The sequence below is a fragment of the Bacillus sp. M5A3_1b genome, from assembly GCF_053345335.1.
In genome coordinates, this window is the sequence record NZ_JBKEZY010000001.1 from 87,115 (window position 1) to 107,626 (window position 20,512).

General features: G+C 36.7%; 17 protein-coding genes and 1 riboswitch. All 17 genes read right to left on the bottom strand.

The genetic code is table 11. The features are described from left to right. Nucleotides 1-65 precede the first annotated feature (65 nt). The 17 genes from ACLBWW_RS00420 to ACLBWW_RS00500 all read right to left on the bottom strand — a co-directional run bounded on the left by ACLBWW_RS00420 (nt 66) and on the right by ACLBWW_RS00500 (nt 20,360). Nucleotides 66-860, bottom strand: a complete 795-nt coding sequence (locus tag ACLBWW_RS00420; RefSeq protein ID WP_001221093.1) for a TIGR00282 family metallophosphoesterase — start codon at nt 858-860, stop codon at nt 66-68. Between the two features lie 154 nt (nt 861-1,014). Further along, a complete protein-coding gene (rny, locus tag ACLBWW_RS00425) occupies nt 1,015-2,577 on the bottom strand; it encodes a ribonuclease Y (RefSeq protein ID WP_048545962.1) in 1,563 nt (520 codons plus the stop codon). Between the two features lie 481 nt (nt 2,578-3,058). Then, complete coding sequence (gene recA, locus ACLBWW_RS00430; RefSeq protein WP_048545964.1) at nt 3,059-4,090, bottom strand: recombinase RecA; 1,032 nt, start codon at nt 4,088-4,090, stop codon at nt 3,059-3,061. Between the two features lie 142 nt (nt 4,091-4,232). After that, the gene (gene cinA / locus ACLBWW_RS00435; RefSeq protein ID WP_046956498.1) at nt 4,233-5,471 is read right to left on the bottom strand and encodes a competence/damage-inducible protein CinA; all 1,239 of its coding nucleotides are present in this window, start codon (nt 5,469-5,471) and stop codon (nt 4,233-4,235) included. A 20-nt stretch (nt 5,472-5,491) separates the two neighbouring features. Continuing rightward, nucleotides 5,492-6,070, bottom strand: coding sequence for a CDP-diacylglycerol--glycerol-3-phosphate 3-phosphatidyltransferase (gene pgsA / locus ACLBWW_RS00440; RefSeq protein WP_046956497.1), 579 nt, complete (start codon nt 6,068-6,070; stop codon nt 5,492-5,494). A gap of 63 nt (nt 6,071-6,133) precedes the next feature. Then, nucleotides 6,134-7,045: a helix-turn-helix domain-containing protein gene (locus ACLBWW_RS00445; protein ID WP_000137490.1), complete on the bottom strand. Its 912-nt coding sequence runs from the start codon at nt 7,043-7,045 to the stop codon at nt 6,134-6,136. Between the two features lie 21 nt (nt 7,046-7,066). Next, the gene (locus ACLBWW_RS00450; protein ID WP_000574107.1) at nt 7,067-7,852 is read right to left on the bottom strand and encodes a DUF3388 domain-containing protein; all 786 of its coding nucleotides are present in this window, start codon (nt 7,850-7,852) and stop codon (nt 7,067-7,069) included. Between the two features lie 139 nt (nt 7,853-7,991). Continuing rightward, nucleotides 7,992-8,240 (bottom strand): DUF3243 domain-containing protein, encoded by a 249-nt coding sequence (locus tag ACLBWW_RS00455; protein ID WP_000114455.1) that lies wholly within the window; start codon nt 8,238-8,240, stop codon nt 7,992-7,994. Nucleotides 8,241-8,315: 75 nt separating this feature from the next. Beyond that, nucleotides 8,316-9,029, bottom strand: a complete 714-nt coding sequence (gene ymfI / locus ACLBWW_RS00460) for an elongation factor P 5-aminopentanone reductase (RefSeq protein ID WP_048545967.1) — start codon at nt 9,027-9,029, stop codon at nt 8,316-8,318. Between the two features lie 99 nt (nt 9,030-9,128). Beyond that, nucleotides 9,129-10,415 (bottom strand): EF-P 5-aminopentanol modification-associated protein YfmH, encoded by a 1,287-nt coding sequence (yfmH, locus tag ACLBWW_RS00465; protein ID WP_048545969.1) that lies wholly within the window; start codon nt 10,413-10,415, stop codon nt 9,129-9,131. Then, nucleotides 10,416-11,690, bottom strand: coding sequence for an EF-P 5-aminopentanol modification-associated protein YfmF (gene yfmF, locus ACLBWW_RS00470; RefSeq protein ID WP_048545971.1), 1,275 nt, complete (start codon nt 11,688-11,690; stop codon nt 10,416-10,418). It lies immediately after the preceding gene. 209 nt (nt 11,691-11,899) lie between these two features. Further along, nucleotides 11,900-12,859 carry an ABC transporter permease gene (locus ACLBWW_RS00475; protein ID WP_000008847.1) on the bottom strand — a complete coding sequence of 320 codons (960 nt, stop codon included), beginning with the start codon at nt 12,857-12,859 and terminating at the stop codon, nt 11,900-11,902. Further along, on the bottom strand, nt 12,860-13,918 hold the full coding sequence (locus ACLBWW_RS00480; protein ID WP_001074492.1) for an ABC transporter permease: 1,059 nt from the start codon (nt 13,916-13,918) through the stop codon (nt 12,860-12,862). After that, nucleotides 13,911-15,443 carry an ABC transporter ATP-binding protein gene (locus tag ACLBWW_RS00485; RefSeq protein WP_048545973.1) on the bottom strand — a complete coding sequence of 511 codons (1,533 nt, stop codon included), beginning with the start codon at nt 15,441-15,443 and terminating at the stop codon, nt 13,911-13,913. Before ACLBWW_RS00485 ends, ACLBWW_RS00480 begins: the two co-directional genes overlap by 8 nt. Before the next feature lie 108 nt (nt 15,444-15,551). Continuing rightward, the gene (locus ACLBWW_RS00490) at nt 15,552-16,619 is read right to left on the bottom strand and encodes a BMP family lipoprotein (RefSeq protein WP_048545975.1); all 1,068 of its coding nucleotides are present in this window, start codon (nt 16,617-16,619) and stop codon (nt 15,552-15,554) included. Nucleotides 16,620-16,711: 92 nt separating this feature from the next. Continuing rightward, a complete protein-coding gene (locus ACLBWW_RS00495; protein ID WP_000114176.1) occupies nt 16,712-17,437 on the bottom strand; it encodes a GntR family transcriptional regulator in 726 nt (241 codons plus the stop codon). Between the two features lie 233 nt (nt 17,438-17,670). Further along, a riboswitch (purine riboswitch) is annotated at nt 17,671-17,772 on the bottom strand. Between the two features lie 203 nt (nt 17,773-17,975). Further along, a complete protein-coding gene (locus ACLBWW_RS00500) occupies nt 17,976-20,360 on the bottom strand; it encodes a DNA translocase FtsK (protein ID WP_048545978.1) in 2,385 nt (794 codons plus the stop codon). Nucleotides 20,361-20,512 lie beyond the last annotated feature (152 nt).

A 20,512-nucleotide genomic window follows, 5' to 3' on the forward strand; every position in this document is an offset into this window, starting at 1 on the left:
GCTAAATTTCTGTAATTTTTCTAAAAAATTAAAAAATAATAACTTTTCTAAATCTTACCCGGAAATTACTCAAAAAATGGCTGATCATCATTAATTAAGATACGCTGGATTTTCTTAGCTTTTCCTGTATTAGGATCCACATCAACTAGCACTGCACTTAATTGTGTTCTACCACTTGTCACTTCAAATCGTACTGGTAAGTTTGTTAAAAACTTCTTCAATACCGCTTCTCGATCCATACCTAAAATCCCATCGTAAGGACCTGTCATACCAACATCTGTGATATATGCAGTTCCGCTTGGTAAAATACGATTATCTGCTGTAGGAACATGTGTATGTGTACCCACTACTGCTGTAGCACGACCATCTACATACCAACCTAACGCTTGTTTTTCACTTGTAGTTTCCGCATGAAAATCAATAAAGATAATATTCGTACGTTTTTTTGCAATGTTAATTAATTCATCCACTTTACGGAATGGACAATCAATTGGAGGAAGGAATGTACGTCCTTGTAGGTTAATAACTGCCACTTCTGTTCCATTGCAGTTCACAAAGATAAGTCCTTTCCCTGGAGTTCCTTCTGGGAAGTTAGCTGGTCTTGCAAGATATTTTGCATCATCAATAAATTCAAATACTTCACGGTTATCCCAAGCGTGGTTTCCAAGTGTAACCGCTTGTGCCCCGCATTCTAAAAAGTTTCGATATATTTTTTCCGTAATTCCACGTCCACCTGCTGCATTTTCTCCATTAATAATGGTTACTGTAGGTGTATATTTCTTCTTTAATGCCGGTACGTATTGTTGAATCATACCTCTACCAGGAGATCCTACTACATCCCCAACAAATAATATTCTCATATGTCTTACCCTTCCTATGTACTACATTTTTTATTACTATAGCTTCAAGTGATTTCCTTACAATATATTTATTATAAGTTTGTTTCACTTGTATACTAATTTCCTTTATTTTAACCAATTCCAACACAAAAAAATAAAGTGGTGTTTCACCACTTTATTTTGCGTATTCCACTGCACGTGTTTCACGAATAACAGTTACTTTAATATGTCCTGGGTAATCCAGTTCATTCTCAATACGTTTTCGAATATCACGAGCTAAACGATGAGCTTCTAAATCATCAATTGTATCTGGTTTTACCAGAATACGAACTTCTCGTCCTGCTTGAATTGCGAAAGATTTTTCTACGCCTTCATAAGACTCTGAAATCTCTTCCAACTTTTCAAGACGACGAATATAGTTCTCAAGTGTTTCACTACGAGCTCCAGGTCTTGCAGCTGATAATGCATCTGCTGCTGCAACTAAAACTGCAATGATAGAAGTTGGTTCTGTGTCCCCATGGTGAGATGCAATACTGTTTATAACTACAGGATGCTCTTTATACTTCGTTGCGAGTTCGACACCAATTTCAACGTGGCTACCTTCTACTTCATGATCAATTGCTTTACCGATATCATGTAATAGACCAGCACGTCTTGCTAGTTTTTCATCCTCACCAAGCTCCGCTGCCATAAGTCCAGTTAAATATGCAACTTCCATAGAGTGTTTTAAGACGTTTTGTCCGTAACTTGTACGGTATTTTAAACGACCTAAAATCTTAATTAAATCTGGATGTAATCCGTGAACACCCACTTCAAACGTTGTTTGCTCTCCGACTTCGCGAATATACTCGTCCACTTCACGTCTTGATTTTTCGACCATCTCTTCAATACGCGCTGGGTGAATACGTCCGTCCTGTACTAGTTTATCAAGAGCGATACGAGCTGTTTCACGACGAATTGGGTCGAATCCAGAAAGGATAACCGCTTCTGGTGTATCATCGATAATTAGGTCAATACCTGTTAACGTTTCTAACGTACGAATATTTCGACCTTCACGTCCGATAATACGTCCCTTCATTTCGTCATTTGGAAGATTTACAACCGAAACGGTTGTTTCAGCAACATGATCAGCTGCACACCTTTGCATTGCAAGAGATAAAATCTCTTTTGCTTTCTTATCCGCTTCTTCTTTCGCACGAACTTCACTTTCTTTTACCATTACGGCAATTTCATGAGAAACTTCACTTTCTACTTTACCAAGAATAATTGCTTTCGCTTGTTCGCGTGTCAGATTGGAAATGCGCTCTAATTCTGTTTGTTGCTTTTGAACTAACTCTCCCACTTTGCTTTCCAACTCTTCAATCTGTTGTTGTCTCGCTACAAGAGATTCCTCTTTCTTTTCTAACTGTCGCTCGCGTTTATCGAGCGTTTCGTCTTTACGATCAAGGTTCTCTTCTTTTTGCATTAAACGATTTTCTTGTTTTTGTAATTCGCTTCTACGGTCACGAATTTCTAATTCAGCTTCTGTACGAAGTGTATGAATTTCATCCTTTGCTTCTAAAAGCGCCTCTTTCTTAAGTGCTTCAGCCTCACGATTCGCTTCGTCTAGAATACGTTTCGCTTCGTTAGCTGCACCATTAATCTTCGCTTCAGCAATAGACTTTCGAACAAAAAAGCCAACAACTGCACCGACTGTTGCAAGCAAAATGGAGATGAGTATCCAAACTGTACTACTCATGATTTCACCTCCCCTTGCTATGAATGAAAAAAGACTGTCGGCATGTACATTGAATACCAACATACAGCAAAGACCGTCGTCCCGCTTTTTTAAGGGACTTTCTTCATTTCACAATTAAAATGTCATATTATTATTTCGGCAAGATTTAAGTCTTACTCCGAATATTACTTCTCTTCTTGAGAAGAGTGTTTCGTATATAAGAAAAAATATACATTCTCATTGTATCTATCGCAATTTTCATTGTCAAGCGTTGTCTACTTTTACTTTCTTTACCTTCAGCTCTAATTCATATATGAATTTAAAAAGAAGACAGCATATTATCCTGGAAAACCTTAGTGAATTCCAATTTATGCATACAAAACATGCATATATCCCTCTTTATACATAGCCTTTTAGGCAGATTAAATATTTTATCTCCAACGATATACAACGCTTTCATAATAATTAAAAATAAAAGACACGGAACCGTGTCTTTTATTTTTTAATCTTGAAGATTTGAATCTTCCGTTTCTTCAGCACCAGAGTCTTCACCAATTCCGTGATGGTCACGAACAAAGAAGGCAATTTCCTCTCTTAAATCCGTATTCTCTTTTAAGAATTGCTTCGAATTTTCACGACCTTGCCCTAAACGCTCTTCATTATAAGAGTACCAAGCACCACTCTTTTGAACGATATCAAGTTCAGAAGCCATATCTAAGATTTCACCTTCTCTTGAAATACCTTCTCCGTACATAATATCAACTTCAGCAACACGGAATGGTGGTGCCACTTTATTTTTAACTACTTTTACTTTTGTTTTATTACCAACGATGTCGTTACCTTGCTTTAATTGCTCCGCACGACGCACTTCAAGACGAACTGTTGAATAGAATTTCAACGCACGACCACCTGGAGTTGTTTCTGGGTTCCCGAACATAACCCCAACTTTTTCACGAATTTGGTTAATAAAGATTGCGATTGTTTTTGATTTATTGATTGCACCTGACAGCTTACGAAGTGCTTGAGACATTAAACGAGCTTGTAGACCTACGTGTGAGTCACCCATGTCTCCTTCAATCTCAGCTTTCGGTACAAGAGCTGCTACAGAGTCAATTACGATAATATCAACCGCGCCACTTCGTACAAGTGCTTCTGCGATTTCTAGTCCTTGCTCCCCTGTATCAGGTTGTGATAATAGTAATTCATCTATGTTAACGCCTAATTTTTGTGCATATACAGGATCCATTGCATGCTCCGCATCAATAAACGCTGCTTGTCCACCTTGACGCTGTACTTCCGCGATTGCGTGTAATGAAACTGTTGTTTTACCTGAACTTTCTGGTCCATAAATTTCGATAATACGGCCACGTGGGTATCCGCCTACCCCTAATGCCACATCAAGTGCTAAAGAACCACTTGAAATTGTAGAAATTCTACGCTCCGCTTGTTCTCCTAATTTCATAATTGAACCTTTACCGAATTGCTTCTCTATTTGTTTTAACGCCATATCTAACGCCGCTTGACGATCACTCATTCAAAATTCCTCCTTAACTCAATTGCTAATCTTATTATACCTATTTTCAATTCAATTTGCCAACAAAATCGAACATTTATTCGTTTTTTTTATTTTCCATTAAATAAAAATGAGTTTAACCATAAAAAAAGCTAGAAGAAACTTATATCTCTTCTAGCTTTTTATATAAATGATAAAATCCATATTTCACCGAACGTTCCCTAATTTGTTGACGACTTCCACTTAAAATAAGAGGAAAGACTACAGTTGGTTCATCCTTAATCGCCAATCCAACGAATACTGTTCCCGGCTCTTTATGTTCTGAAGCATCCGGTCCTGCTACCCCAGTGAAACTAATTCCGATATCCGCTTTTAATAAGCCCTTAACATTTTCAGCAAGATAACGAGCACATTCTTTACTAACTGCACCATCAGTAGACAACACTTCCGCAGGTACATGTAAAACATGTTGCTTCACATCATTATGATAACAAATGATACCGCCTTTAAATACTGAAGACACACCAGCACTTTCTGTTACTTGATTGCCAAAGAGACCACCGGTTAAACTTTCTGCACACGCTAAAGTTAATCCTTTTTTCTTCAATAACTCTATCGCCTTATCATGCAGAAACTCTTGATCATACCCGTAGAAAAATTTTCCTACTCTTTCTAAAATCAAATCTTCCATATGCTGAATGCGTTTCGCAGCTTCATCAGCATTTTGATGTTTGGCAGTTAAACGTAGTGTCACTTCTCCATCATTCGCAAGGGGGGCGATTGTCGGGTTCGTTTGTCCATCAATTAAATCTTGAACTTTCACTTCTAATTGAGATTCCCCGATCCCGAAAAAGCGAAGCACACGAGAATAAATGTTTTCTCCTGTTGTAAAGTTACGTAAAAAAGGCTCTACATAACTTATATACATCGGCTTCATCTCTTTCGGTGGTCCTGGTAATAAAATATAAACTTTCCTGTTCTTATTTAGCCCCATACCAGGTGCCATGCCGTGATCATTCGCAAATACAGTTGCTCCATTCAAAACGAGCGCTTGCTTTTTATTATTCTCTGTGAACTCGCGACCTGTACGCTTAAAGTACTCGCTTATCGATGCTAATGCCTTTTCATCATATACAAGCTCTTCACCCAACCTAGAAGATATCGTTTCTTTCGTCAAATCATCTTTTGTCGGGCCTAATCCACCTGTGAAAATAAGTATGTCAGCACGTTCTTCCGCAACTTCAATCGCCTGCTGTAATCGCTTGTTATTATCTCCAACTACAGTATGGTAGTACACATTAATTCCGATTGAAGCTAACTTTTCAGATAAAAACTGGGCATTTGTATTTGCAATTTGTCCAAGTAATAATTCAGTTCCAACCGCAATAATTTCAGCATTCATCCCAATTCCCCCATAAACTTCTATTTTGAGTTTACAAAAGCAGCTCTATTTTTCCAGAAATAATCCCACCCTGAAATAACAGTAAAGATTAATGCAATCCATATGAAAATATCAGCAACTGGGATATGGATTAAATTTAAAGGTACATCGTGTAATAAATACGCCGCAATTGCAATAATTTGTGTCCACGTCTTAATTTTCCCTAATTGATTTGCTGCCACTACTTCTCCTGTTCCAGCAAGTACAAGGCGTAAACCAGTTACTGCAAACTCACGGCTGATAATTACAATAACGATCCAAGCAGGTACGTATTGCATCTCAACTAATGTAATAAGCGCTGCTGAAACAAGTAATTTATCAGCTAACGGGTCAAGAAACTTCCCTAAATTCGTTACAAGATTATACTTTCTTGCGTAATGTCCATCAATCCAATCTGTAGCCGAAGCAATAATAAAGATAAGTGCCCCTACTAAATGTTGAATTGGTAAATCAACATCACCAATTGTGTATGAACCCCAATCAAAGGGCGCTAACATAATTACCATAAAAATTGGAATTAAGAAGATTCTAGATATTGTAATTTTATTTGGTAAATTCACAGCTATTCCTCCATCATATCAAAAACATTTGTTCATTGAAAAAAGTCATCGAGGCGATGACTATTATTGTGCAGGTTGCCCTATCCCTTGGTTTTTTATCACCAATCTTTGGTGAAGTTCTTTTTCTGGATCCAATGGATAAGCGACCACTTGGCCATTCAGTTTAACTTCAACATTCGTTGCATTCCCAATATTAAGTCGCACTTCTTTTAATGTTGATACATCACGTTTTTCTATTTGGCCCTCTTGTACTGTAGCGTTTAGAATCACATTCCCCGCATCATCTTTAACATCTACATAACTCGCACCTTTACCCGATATTTCCAGTTCTAATGTTTTATTGTTATGAATTTCCAAAGTAGATACTTTACCAGTTGTACCAACTACTTTTACTTCTTCTTGTCCCGTTGGTTGTGCTGGTTGTTCCTCTTTCTTTGGCTCTTCTTTTTTTGGTTCCTCTTTTTTCGGCTCTTCCGCTTTCACTTCATCTTTCTTCGTATCTAACGGAGAGTTTTCTGCTTTTTTAACTTCAATTTTTTCACTTTGAGCATTCGGAACTTTCTCATCACCTTTTCCAGTTAACGCTTGGAAAACAAACCAAATTACCACTCCAAATGCAATTACTAATAGCGCAACTAAAACTTTCGGCATATGATCTGCAATTGGCCATGATGAAGATTTTTGCATTGTTTCTTGTGTTTTCTGTCCTGTTGATACTTGTGGAACGTCGCGTTTTTCAGATTGTGGTATCGTACTCTGATATTCCACAAGCAGTTCCTCTCCATTTAACCCAACCGCATCTGCGTATTGTTTAATGAATGCACGCGCATAAAAAGCTCCGGGCAATACATCATAATTGCCTTCCTCAATCGCTACTAAATGGCGTTTTTGAATTTTTGTAATCTCATGCAGCTGATCCATAGACAAGCCCTTCGTTCCTCTTGCTTCTTTCAGCTTTTGTCCTAATTCTGTCACTACTAACACCTCAATATTTCTTTAAAAGTCAAACATAGAGAAATTATTTTGCGTACCTTGCTCAATTTCATCTACTAAATTATATTGAATTTCTTCATCATAATCGTTACGCAACTCGATAATATAATCAAAATCATCCAATGTGTATTCTGACTGACTCACAAATACGTCAGGATGTTCCACAACTTTCGTTGCAGGTAATCTCATAATTTCACGAACAAGCTGCCAATGCCTTTCGTTAGCACGCTTTGTTGACACGATTCCATCTAAGATAAAAATATTGTCGTCGCTATACTCATCTTCAATCAATTGACTACGAACAGTTTGCTTAATAAGAGTAGATGATACAAATAACCATCTTTTATTTGCACAAACACTTGCGGCAACAATGGATTCTGTTTTTCCGACACGAGGCATTCCTCGTATCCCGATTAGTTTATGACCTTCTTTTTTCATTATTTCAGCCATAAAGTCTACAAGTAACCCTAATTCATCACGTACAAATCGAAATGTCTTCTTATCATCTGCATCTCGTTGTATGTACCTACCATGTCTAACCGCTAGCTTATCTCTTAGCTTTGGCGGACGATATTTCGTTACCGTTATGTTATCCATCGTATTTAAAATTGATTCAAGTCTAGAGATTTGCTCTTGATTATCACACATAAGGAGTAATCCACGTCGTGCATTATCTACACCATTAATTGTGACAATATTAATGCCGAGCATACCGATTAACGAAGAAACGTCACCAAGCAAGCCAGGTCGGTTTTTATGTATTTCATATTCAAAATACCATTCAATCATCCAAGATCACTCCCCTTGCTTACTTTACACCTACGTACTATATTATATGATTTCACCTTAATAGGGAAGCTAAATGTATAATCTATCCCGTTCAATTATTATACAAAAAAAATAGAGAGGAGAATCTCCTCTCTATTTTTTACTTATGCTGTACAAACTTCACCATTAAGTTTGCGATTGTATGTTGCTCTTGTTCATCAGCAACTTTCCAAAGCTCAGACAATAATTTCTCTTGATCGTTGCGCGCTTCTACTTCATTTGCTAAATAATCTCCAACACGAAATGCCATATCTGATACAGCACCACCATCAAGACCTTTTCCTGATGCCTGTTCTAAACGTTCTCCTAAAAAGCTCTTCCATTGATCAAAATTATCTAAAACTGACATGTGTAAGCACCTCACTACTTAGTAATAAAATCATGCTTAATTTGTACAGTTTTTCATTTTTTATGTAAGAAATTTTTAGCAATGCCAACCACCATTTACTCCGATAATTTGTCCAGTTATGTAAGATGCTCCTGGTGATACGAGGAATGACACTGTTTTCGCTACCTCTTCTGGTAGTCCCAACCTGCCTAACGGGATCTCTTCAGCAATTTCATTCTTATCCTCTTCTGAAAATACTTGTAACATTTCCGTTTCAATTGCACCTGGCGCCACCGCGTTAACCCTTAATCCACTTAATGAAACTTCTTTCGCTAAAGCTTTCACATATGAATTTTGTGCACCTTTTACCATCGAGTAAAGCACTTCACATGATGCGCCGATTTGGCCCCATATAGAAGAAACAAGTACAATATTACCACTTCTCCGCTGAATCATAGATGGCAGCGCCCTTGATAATAATTTATAAATACTCTTCACTTGAAGTTCTACCATATAATTCAATTCATCGTTCGTTACATCTGTTACGAGTCCAAAGATACTCTTCCCAGCTGCGTATACGATAACATCAAGAGGATGTTCAATTTGTTCCCACAACTGCTCTGCCCCATTAGTAGAAGCTAAATTCGCTTGAACAGGAATCACTTCACCCCATTCTTTCTGCAACTCGTTCACTTTCTCTTCACCGTTATTATAATGAACATATACTGTATATCCATCTTGAATTAATTGTTTTGAAATAGCAGAGCCAATCCCTCCGCTTCCTCCAGTTACTAATGCATACTTTTTCATACAATTCCTCTCTTATCTCAACAAAATCTTTCTCCTATAAATAATACCCTCATCTTACAATTTATCAATGATAAGATGAGGGTATTATTATGAAATCTTTTATTTTTTCGGTAAAACTTGACAAACACTCATTTTCTCTTCTGATAATAATAATTTGGCTACTTCTTGTAAATCTTGAACAGTTAAACTTTCTAATACAGTCAATGCCTCAAACAGACTAGATTCATTAAACGCATATCGTGTAAATTGATTTGCAATATATTCCGGCGAATTCAACGAGCGTAAAAAGCCACCTATTTTCTTTTTCTTTACTCGTTCTAATGCCACCTCATCTAATTGATCATAATTTGTATTTAGTAAAATGCTTTTCAAACGCTCTTCCAGCTCATCAGGTTGCTTCGTATCGCCGCCAACCATTGCAAAACCGAAGTTATTCTCTTCCGTATAATCATACGAGAACGAATCATCAATAAGACCTTCATTATATAAAGATTCGTAATGAACGGAGCTTTTCCCAAATAAATAATCTAAAAGTAACGTAAGCGCAATTTCTTGTTTTAAAAGGGCTTTCCCTTTTTCTTTTAAATTTGTCGCTTTAATACCAACTAAACATTTCGGTGTTTGTACAGGCATGGAAATAATTTTCTTCTTTTCATTTACCTCATCTGGTTCTTCTTCAAATGAACGTACAATTTCTGGCTGGTTTTTATAATCTTTTTTCGCTTGATTTTCACGTACTAAATCCATTGTTTTCTCTGGATCAATTGCCCCCACAACGAACAATAACATATTGCTCGGATGATAAAATGTTTCATAACATTCATATAATAAGTCTTTCGTAATTTTACTAATAGACTCGATTGTCCCTGCAATATCAATTTTAATTGGGTGCTTTACAAACAAGCTATCAATTAATCCAAAGTATAAGCGCCAATCTGGATTATCTTGATACATTTGAATTTCTTGCCCAATAATCCCCTTCTCTTTTTCAACTGTTTTTTCAGAGAAGTAAGGCTCTTGTACGAAGTTTAACAATGTATTTAAATTTTGTTCTACATTTGATGTACATGAAAACAGGTAAGCTGTTCTTGTGAAAGATGTGAAAGCATTTGCTGATGCTCCTTGTTTACTAAACAATTGGAAAGCATCGTGATCTTCTTTTTCAAATAATTTATGTTCAAGAAAATGAGCAATTCCATCAGGCACACGAACCATTTCTTCTTTACCTAGTGGTACGAATGTATTATCCATAGAACCATATTTTGTCGTAAACGTTGCAAATGTTTTATTAAATCCTTGCTTCGGTAAAATATATACATCTAATCCATTAGGAAGTTTTTCATAATAGAGTGTCTCTTTTAATTGCTCATAAACAATTTTCTCCATTTATTCTCCCTCCGTTCCTTGTAAAAAGTAAATTGTATCTAGTTCAATATTTTTAGCAACTTTCACAATCTCTTCTTTCGTCACACTTTCAATGCCTGTAAGCCATTCTTCAACCGGACGCGTACGATCTGAAATAATACCATGATACAGCATCTCCACAAATCCGCGTGGTGTATCAATCGCCTCTAATATTTGATTTTGAATAACACTTTTCGTTTGATGCATCTCTTCTTCAGAAAAATCACCATTTTGCATCGCTAACATTTGTTCTTTAATAATCTCAACAGCTTTTTCATAATTTTTCGCTTCGATCCCTGACATGACAAACAATAAGCCTTTATGACTTTCAAAGCGGGATGCCGCATAGTACGCTAAACTATTTTTTTCACGAACGTTAACGAATAACTTCGAATGAGAAAATCCTCCAAACAATCCATTGAACAATTGTAGCGCAAAATAATCTTCGTCTTTATACGTAATAAACGTACGATAACCAATGTGTAATTTACTTTGTTTTAATTCTTGTTTTTCAACAACTTCTTTTTCTTCATTATTTCTCTTATGAAGAAGTACATTTCTTTCTCTCGCAGGACGCGCTGAAATAGAAAAATACTTACTTACAAGATCCACTGCGTTTTCTGAAATATCACCAATAATGTATAGATCCATTTCATCTTCTGCTAACACTTTTTGATAATATTGATACAAACTTTCATTTGTAATAGAAGAAACAATCTCTTTTTTCCCATGTGCACTTAAACGATACGGTTCTACTTTGCACATTTCTTCAATTAAACGCTCGTTTGCATAGCGCATTTTATCATCGTACGTAGCTTCAATTCGTTGCAAGAGCGCTCTCTTTTCACTTTCTACGATAGAAGGTAAAAAACCATTCCCCTCTGTTGCTGGATGTAAAACGATATCCGATAACATAGAAAGCGCTTTTTCAAATAGCGGTGGTGCATCATGTAAATATACTTCATTTGCAATGTCTACATAAATAGAGATAATATGGTCTTCTCCTTTTTTACTTACATCTACTGCCAAAGAAGATCCGTATAATTCTTCTAAATATTGACGAAGACGAATTACAGAAGGAAGCTTTTCTGTCGCACTTTGCAATACGTATGGCAATAGGGCACGCTCTGTCACCGTCTCCTCATTTAAAGGTGCTTTAAAACGAAATACAAAAGTATTTGTTTTATATTTATCAGTCGGAATAATATGTACTCGCAAACCACCTAACTCATGTAACTGTTGTTCCATTAGTTTCATTTATAGCCCTCCTTTACGTATATAGGAATATTCCTCTTCAATATACAGTTTTTAGAAATGAAAAATCAACTTTTCTTCCTCACTATACTTACATGAGGCTCTTTCTAAAAACTTTCATATGTAAGGAACATAGTAAAATTCCGTATTACATATATTCTATGTAAAAAAGCCCGCACTAATGTGCGAGCTTTTTTATACTTATAAAATACTTATCGTTTTCCTTTTTCATAAGGAGTTCCTAATGCTTTCGGAGCTTCAGAACGGCCTACAAAACCGACAAGTGCTAATATTGTGAATACATATGGTAATATCGTTAAGAATACACTTGGAATTTCTTTCAGTACCGGGATGGTACCACCTGTTATTCCTAGTGATTGAGCAAATCCGAAGAACAGAGCCGCTCCAAGAGCACCTAGTGGATTCCATTTACCGAAAATCATAGCTGCTAGCGCTAAGAAACCTTGTCCCGTAATTGTAGCACCTGAGAAGTTACCAGAAATCGACATAGCGAAGACCGCTCCACCAACCCCTGCAAACATTCCAGATATAGCAACTGCAATATAACGCATTTTATATACATTAATCCCCATCGTATCTGCTGCCATTGGATGTTCACCAACCGCACGAAGACGAAGACCGAACGGCGTTTTATAAATGACATACCAAACGACAAACGCTAAAATAATAGCAATATACGATGTTAACGGTACATTTGAGAAAAAGATTTTTCCGATTACCGGAATATCCGAAAGACCCGGAACATCGATTTTTTCAATACGGTATTGAATGAAATCAGTTTGTCCTTTGCCAAAGATTTTCTTAATCGCAAATACCGTTAAACCAAGAGCTAAGAAATTAATCGCTACCCCGCTCACTACTTGATCTGCACGGAATGTAATAGATGCTACTGCGTGAAGAAGTGCAAATAACCCACTACCAATCGCTGCAAATAATAGAGCTATCCAAGGAGTCATCGCTCCCCACGTATCACCCATTAATAACGTTGTAACGATACCAGTAAATGCACCAAATAACATTAAACCTTCTAACGCTATATTTACAACCCCAGAACGTTCACTAAACACTCCACCTAACGCCGTAAAAATAAGTGGCGCTGCCGTATATAACGTACCCGTCACAAGAATGGCTAAAATATCTAAAAAGCTCATTTATTTCCCCTCCTTGCTCATGCGTGTAAGTGCCCAGCGTAAAACATAACTGCACGCTACAAAGAAAATAATACATGCAATAATAACGTTAATTAACTCAGAAGGTACATCTGCTTCAAAATTCATTTGAGGGGCTGCACTTTTCAAACCACCGAACAGTAAAGCCGCTAATAATATACCAAACGGATTATTCCCCCCAAGTAGAGCTACCGCAATCCCATCAAATCCGATACCAGTAAACGAAGACATCGCTGTCATGTTTTGGAATGTACCAAGCCCTTCCATAGCACCACCAATCCCTGCAAATGCACCCGCAATCGTCATAGATAGTACAACATTTCGAGAAACTTTCATCCCCGCATACTGAGAAGCATGTTGATTAAATCCAACAGATTTCAATTCGTATCCCAATGTCGTTCTGTCCAATAAGAACCACATAATAATCGCTACTAATATCGCTACGACAATCCCCCAGTGCAAACGAGAACCATCTGTTAAAGAGGATAACCATTCAGAAGATAAAGAAGCACTAGATTTTATATCATATGACTTCTCATTCGCCTCATGTAAGAAGCGCTTAATTAAATCATACGTCACGTAAAGTGCAATATAATTCATCATAATCGTTACGATTACTTCATTTACTTTAAATTTCCCTTTCAAATATCCCGGGATAAATCCCCATAGCCCACCAGCTATTGCCGCTACTAAAATTGACAACGGAATATGTAAAATTGCCGGTAATGATACTGCATATCCAAACCAAACAGCAGCAAGCCACCCGACTAATAACTGCCCTTCTACTCCGATGTTAAAAAGGCCTGTACGGAATGCAAATGCTACAGAAAGTCCTGCTAATACAAGCGGAATCATCGTACGTAATGTTTCACCAATTGCTTGTGGATTTCCAACCATTCCTTCCCAAAGCGCTGCATACCCAACAATTGGATCATATCCACTAAATAACATTACAATGGCACCAACAAGTAAACCAAAAATAACGGATAATACAGGAACTAAAATATTAATTGTTCGCTCCGTTAAAAATTTTTTAGCCATTTGTATTCACCTTCTCTTTCTCCGTTCCGCCAGCCATCAACAAACCAAGCTGTTGTTCATTTGTTTCTTTCGCATCAACAATTGCTACAATTTTCCCTTCATATATAACAGCAACTCGATCACTTACATTTAATATTTCATCCAGTTCTAGCGATAGAAGCAATACTGCTTTCCCCTTATCTCTCTGCTCGATTAATTTTTTATGAATAAATTCAATCGCACCTACATCTAAACCACGTGTTGGCTGTGCTGCAATCAATAAATCTGGATTACGATCCACTTCACGTGCGATAATTGCCTTCTGCTGGTTTCCACCAGATAGTGCACGACTTAACGTGTGTTCACCTGGTGTACGCACATCAAACTGCTCAATAAGCGCTTTTGCTTTTTGTGTGATTTGACTAAAATTTAAAACCCCTTTCTTTGAGAATGGATTTTTATAGTACGTTTGCAAAACTATATTATCTCTAACGGAAAAATCAAGCACAAGACCGTGTTTATGACGATCTTCTGGAATATGACCAATTCCTTCCTCTGTAATTCTTCTAACAGGCCAATTTGTTATTTCTTTTCCTTTAATTGCAATAGAACCTGACTCAACTTTTCGTAAACCAGTAATTGCCTCTATTAATTCGCTTTGTCCATTTCCATCAATCCCTGCAATACCAACGATTTCTCCTGCACGAACAGTTAAGTCAAGGCCTTTTACAGCAGGTAATTGGCGTGCATCATGAACGACAATATTCGAAACAGATAGAACCTCTTCTTTCGGTTTAGCCTCTATTTTTTCTGTTTTAAAATTCACTTGACGTCCGACCATTAATTCTGCAAGTTTATGTTCATTCATTTCCGCAACGTCAACTGTACCAATTCCTTTACCTTTACGAATAATTGTGCAACGATCGCAAACTTCCATAATTTCTTTCAATTTATGTGTAATAAGAACGATAGATTTCCCTTCTTGCACAAGCTTCTTCATAATTTGAATCAACTCGTGAATTTCTTGAGGAGTTAACACCGCAGTTGGTTCATCGAATATTAAAATCTCCGCACCACGATAAAGCGTTTTTAATATTTCAACCCTTTGCTGCATCCCAACCGAAATATCTTCAATCTTTGCATTTGGATCAACTGCTAAACCGTACTGTTCAGATAATTGTTTAATTTCTTTCGCAGCCTCTTCAACAGCAATCCTTCCTTTTTTCTTCGGCTCATTTCCAAGAATAATATTCTCTGTAACTGTAAAATTATGAACAAGCATAAAATGCTGATGGACCATCCCAATACCAAGGTCATTTGCTATATTCGGATTTGTAATTTTTACAGGTTTTCCTTTAATCTTAATTTCTCCCTGTTCTGGTTGATACAAACCGAACAGTACATTCATCAATGTTGATTTCCCTGCACCATTTTCTCCAAGTAAAGCGTGTATCTCTCCCTGTTTTACTTGCAGCGTAATATCATCATTTGCTACAATGCCTGGGAATACTTTTGTAATATTGTTCATCTCAATTACGTATTCCATTTTGTTCCTCCTTCTAGCAGGGAACACTCCCCAATTGCAGTCTATTAAAGGTATTTTTATATATACAAAGGTTAGTTCTAAGAACTAACCTTTGCTATTTCTCTATTATTATTTCTTTAGAGAAGCTTCATATGTTTTATATTCTTCGTCAGTTGCAGGTACTTTAATTTCACCGTCAGTGATTTTCTTCTCAAACTCTTCTACTTTTGTTAAGATTTCTGGATTTACTTTTTTCACATTGTCAGTAGTTTTCGCAATACCAATACCGTCATCTTTTAATCCGAACTCTTCTACTTTACCGCCTTTTAATTTACCATCTTTCGCTTCTTGTGCTACTTTTGCTACTGCAATATCAACACGTTTTACCATAGAAGTTAAAGTTACGTTTTCAGGCATACCTTCTTGATTTTGGTCACGGTCAACACCGATTACCCAAACGTTTTCACCTTTTTTCTTACGGTTTTTCGCTTCTGTGAATACACCATTACCAGTTGCACCTGAAGCATGATAAATTACGTCAACTCCACCACCGTACATTGCTGAAGCTAATACAGATCCTTTTTCTGGTTTATCAAATGCATCTGCATATTGCGCTACAATTTCGATATTTGGATTTACTGCTTTTGCACCAGCTTTGAAACCTGATTCAAACTTTGTAATTAATGGACTCTTCACGCCGCCAACAAATCCAACTTTATTTGATTTTGTCGTCATTGCTGCTACAGCACCAACTAGGAATGAGCCTTCATGGTCTTTAAATGTAATACTTGTTACATTCGGCTCTTTCACTACACTATCTACAATTGCAAATTGCTCTTTCGGATATTGTTTTGCAACCTTTTCAATCGAGTCTTGCATTAAAAATCCAATTCCGAATGTTGTGTTATAATGATCTTTCGCAAATTTTGTTAAGTTTGGAATATAGTCTGCATCTTTACTTGATTGAAGATAACGATATCCTTCATTTTTCTTTAAATCATTGTCTTTACCGAATTTCGTTAAACCTTCCCAAGCTGATTGGTTAAATGATTTATCATCAACACCCCCAACATCTGTAACCATACCAACTTTGAACTCTTTTTTGTCGCTACTCGCTTTATCCGAGTTACCACACGCACCTAAAACCGCGCTTGCTGCTAATGTTAATGATAATAAAAGACCTGTTTTTTTCTTCATACTAGAAACCCCTCCTAAAATTATATATATCTCTTTATTCTTACGCTGCTGTCCCTAACTTCTTGCTGTCACCTCCCTAAAATGGAACTTACCTACATACGTTTTCTTAATACGTGGAAGCTAAACTTATCAGCTCTAAAGTAATTGATAGAATATAAGATTGGCTCATCATTTTGATCATAGTGCATTTGTTTTAAAACTAGCAGTGCCGTTTCCGGTTCACATTCTAAAATCGGTGAGATTTTCGGATGATAGCCAATTGGCTCAATGTGCGCAACTGCGTATGTGATACGTTTGTGCGTATTGTTATGTATCACTGTAAGCAATGATTCTTCGTTGTATCCCGATAAATCTGGCAAGATTTCTTTTGCAAGTTTATCGATACAATATACAACAGGTTCCCCATCTGCTGTACGCACACGCTCAATCATTACGGCATTAAAACCGTCTTCACTATTAAACTTCTCTTTCTCTTCTTCTGTTAAACTTGTTGTAGATGATGATAAAAAGATAGTTCCTGGTGTTTTCCCCACACTAGAAATCATATCTGTAATACTAGAAAGTTGTTCAATCCCAGAAGAAAATAACGGCTTTGCATTTACAAATGTTCCTACACCATGTCTACGAATGACAACATTTTCTTCTTCTAAAATACGCAGCGCTTCCCTTAAAGTCGCCCTACTTACACCAAGTTCTTTCGCTAAATCAAACTCTGATGGTAACTTCTGTCTTTCTTTGTAAGCTCCATCTTTAATTTTTTCTTTGATATGATCAATCACCCGTAAATATAGGTGACGACTATCGGATTTTACTGACATAAGACTCCCCCGCATTTCAATTATTCGACCTCTGATGTAAGACTTCTTTTCTCTTTTTTCAACTTACAACATAATAAAAATTGCTAAATACTAAAAATAAGCTTAATTGTCGAATAAATATTAATAATTTTTCAAGATGAAATTTTCACTCTTTACTGCATAAAAAAAACTTCGCACCATAAACATTCCTCATTTCGAGAAAAAGTTCGGCACAAAGATCTCTTACATCCTTTGTTACACACTTTTCCCCTCATAGTCCAGCAATTCATGGTTGCCGGGTAGAAACTTATGGACCTTATCTCCAAGATTATATGAGGCAGTGATTCTTTTCGAAGTAATCTTACCACTTGCTCCCATACGTGTCAACAAAATTTAACATTTTTCTACATTAAATATCGAACATTCATTAAAAACATAATCAAAGTATTCGTATTCTAAAGAATCGTTTCAAATGTAAGCCCTTTCTTCATCGCTGAATATAGTATATAACAAAACTAGCATATAAAAAAGCCTAATTGTAAAAACAATTAGGCTTTTTTTATGAACTTTTTTCTTGTACATCATTAATGAGCACTTCTCGTGGTTTACTACCTTCATACGGACCTACTACACCATTCATTTCCATTGCATCAATTAAACGGGCAGCTCGCGTATAACCTACTCTAAACCTACGTTGCAACATAGAAACAGATGCTGTTTGCATTTCCACTACAAGCTGAACTGCTTCATCATATAATTCATCTTCTACTTCCTGCTTCGTATCAGGAACATCTTGTGGAATCATATCTTCTTGATATTGCGCTTTTTGCTGACCAATAACATACTCTACAACTCTCTCAACTTCATCATCGGATAAAAATGCACCTTGTACACGTACAGGCTTCGATGCACCAATTGGTATAAACAGCATATCTCCACGACCTAGCAGTTTCTCTGCACCACCACCGTCAAGAATTGTACGAGAGTCCGTTTGAGAAGATACCGCGAATGCAATACGTGATGGAATATTCGCTTTAATGACTCCCGTAATAACATCAACCGATGGACGCTGCGTCGCAATAATTAAATGAATACCAGCCGCACGAGCCATTTGTGCTAAACGCATAATCGCATCCTCTACATCTGATGAAGCAACCATCATTAAATCGGCTAACTCGTCCACTATTACTACAATATAAGGTAATTCCGGTTGTTTCGCTTCTGATTGACTATTATGTTCTTTAATATGATCATTATATCCTTCAATGTTACGCGTGCCACTATGAGCAAATAATTCATAACGTCGTTCCATTTCACTCACGACTTTTTTCAAAGCTTGTGATGCTTTTTTCGGATCAGTTACAACTGGTGTTAATAAATGCGGAACACCGTTATATACATTTAACTCTACCATTTTCGGATCAATCATCATTAATTTTACTTCATGTGGTTTTGCACGCATTAAAATACTAACAATAATACCATTAATACATACACTTTTCCCGCTACCTGTCGCACCAGCTACTAGTAAATGGGGCATTTTATTTAAACGGGCTAATACAGCTTCACCTGTAATATCTCGTCCAAGACCAATTAACAACTTCTCTTCCGGATGATTATTAGCCTTAGAATCAAGAACTTCTCTTAGCGTTACCATAGATACTTCTGAGTTCGGAACTTCAATCCCTACAGCTGATTTCCCGGGAATAGGTGCTTCAATACGAATGTCTTTTGCAGCTAAAGCAAGTGCTAAATCATCACTTAAACTAACAATTTTGCTTACCTTTACTCCCATATCAGGATACACTTCATATTTTGTAACTGCAGGACCTCTATGTACTTTTGTTACTTTCGCTTTCACTCCAAAACTTTGGAATGTACGTTCTAATTTACGAGCATTCTCATAAATTTCTGCATTTTCATTTGTAACTTGCTTATTCTTAGGAAATTTCAATATATCAAGTGCAGGAAGCTTGTAATCTTTATTTTCTACATTTGAAAATTGCATTGGCGGGGCACTTGTTTCCGCCTCTAAAGATTCTACAATCTTTTCTCCACGCTTTTTCTTAGATTCTTCAACAGACGGAGCCTCTTCAATAGACGGTGAAGTTATTAACTCTGCTTCCTGTTCTTCGCTAATTCGTTTATTCTCTTCTTCATTTACAGGATAATTCTCAGTGAAATTCGAAATAATTGGAGGATCAATTGAGATTTCTTCCATCGGCTCAATAGTCTCTTCTTGTTCTGCAGCACGTTTGCTCCTTGTGCTTCTCGTTGTTTTTTTCTTTTCTGTTTGTTCAGCCGTCCTTTTGGATCTCCAATCTTTATAATCCCCTTGCATTACTTCAAATTGACTTCTAAGGATTCTTCCTACAGGGGCAAGTACTTCTCCAATATGCTTATTTGTTATACAAAGTATGCCGAGAATCACTAAAATAATGCCAATGATATAAGCTCCTACTTCGTCAAATAAAAAGTAACACGTCGCGAACATAAGCGCACCAAACATACCACCGCCTAAATGAACGCTATCCGGCCCCTTTTTCATTTCAAGAAAGAAGTTATCTTTCGTACTCACAATAACAGAAGTATTTTGCACTGCTCCATCTTTCGTAAGAAGGTTAAATAATGTAATATGACTAAACATTAATATCGCCAATACTATTAAATAAAAACCAATTAACCGTTTATTTAAAAGGTTCGGCCATCCACGTTTGATAACAAACGAAACCGATAAAGCTATTACACCTAACACACCAATTATGTACCACTCACCAAAGAAGAAGCGAAAAAATAACACAAACGATTTCCCTACAACACCTAGCTGTAAAATCGTAATGATTGAAAGTGCAAAAAGAGTTAAACCGACGATTTCATAATACAAAGTTGGCTTTATCGTGCGCCTTGCTTTTGCCTTCGCCCCTCTTTGCTTTTGTTTTGCCATTTCTTCACCTCGTGTTCTACATGTAAGTAGGGCTTCCTAAAAAAGCACTACTTACATGTCTGTTTTCTCTATTTTTTCAGGTCTTATATCTTCTATTTTTACACTTCTTGTAAATTGTTAAATAAACAGAAGAAAGCAGCCCTCTCATGGCT

What these genes read in the sequence shown, in the direction of transcription:
- rny (WP_048545962.1), bottom strand. Translation starts at nt 2,577, where the DNA reads ATGAGTAGTACAGTTTGGATACTCATCTCCATTTTGCTTGCAACAGTC.
- ACLBWW_RS00480 (WP_001074492.1), bottom strand. Translation starts at nt 13,918, where the DNA reads ATGGCTAAAAAATTTTTAACGGAGCGAACAATTAATATTTTAGTTCCT.
- yfmF (WP_048545971.1), bottom strand. Translation starts at nt 11,690, where the DNA reads ATGAAACTAATGGAACAACAGTTACATGAGTTAGGTGGTTTGCGAGTA.
- ACLBWW_RS00490 (WP_048545975.1), bottom strand. Translation starts at nt 16,619, where the DNA reads ATGAAGAAAAAAACAGGTCTTTTATTATCATTAACATTAGCAGCAAGC.
- cinA (WP_046956498.1), bottom strand. Translation starts at nt 5,471, where the DNA reads ATGAATGCTGAAATTATTGCGGTTGGAACTGAATTATTACTTGGACAA.
- ACLBWW_RS00450 (WP_000574107.1), bottom strand. Translation starts at nt 7,852, where the DNA reads ATGATTGAATGGTATTTTGAATATGAAATACATAAAAACCGACCTGGC.
- ymfI (WP_048545967.1), bottom strand. Translation starts at nt 9,029, where the DNA reads ATGAAAAAGTATGCATTAGTAACTGGAGGAAGCGGAGGGATTGGCTCT.
- ACLBWW_RS00495 (WP_000114176.1), bottom strand. Translation starts at nt 17,437, where the DNA reads ATGTCAGTAAAATCCGATAGTCGTCACCTATATTTACGGGTGATTGAT.
- ACLBWW_RS00420 (WP_001221093.1), bottom strand. Translation starts at nt 860, where the DNA reads ATGAGAATATTATTTGTTGGGGATGTAGTAGGATCTCCTGGTAGAGGT.
- ACLBWW_RS00475 (WP_000008847.1), bottom strand. Translation starts at nt 12,859, where the DNA reads ATGAGCTTTTTAGATATTTTAGCCATTCTTGTGACGGGTACGTTATAT.
- ACLBWW_RS00500 (WP_048545978.1), bottom strand. Translation starts at nt 20,360, where the DNA reads ATGGCAAAACAAAAGCAAAGAGGGGCGAAGGCAAAAGCAAGGCGCACG.
- ACLBWW_RS00485 (WP_048545973.1), bottom strand. Translation starts at nt 15,443, where the DNA reads ATGGAATACGTAATTGAGATGAACAATATTACAAAAGTATTCCCAGGC.
- yfmH (WP_048545969.1), bottom strand. Translation starts at nt 10,415, where the DNA reads ATGGAGAAAATTGTTTATGAGCAATTAAAAGAGACACTCTATTATGAA.
- ACLBWW_RS00455 (WP_000114455.1), bottom strand. Translation starts at nt 8,240, where the DNA reads ATGTCAGTTTTAGATAATTTTGATCAATGGAAGAGCTTTTTAGGAGAA.
- recA (WP_048545964.1), bottom strand. Translation starts at nt 4,090, where the DNA reads ATGAGTGATCGTCAAGCGGCGTTAGATATGGCGTTAAAACAAATAGAG.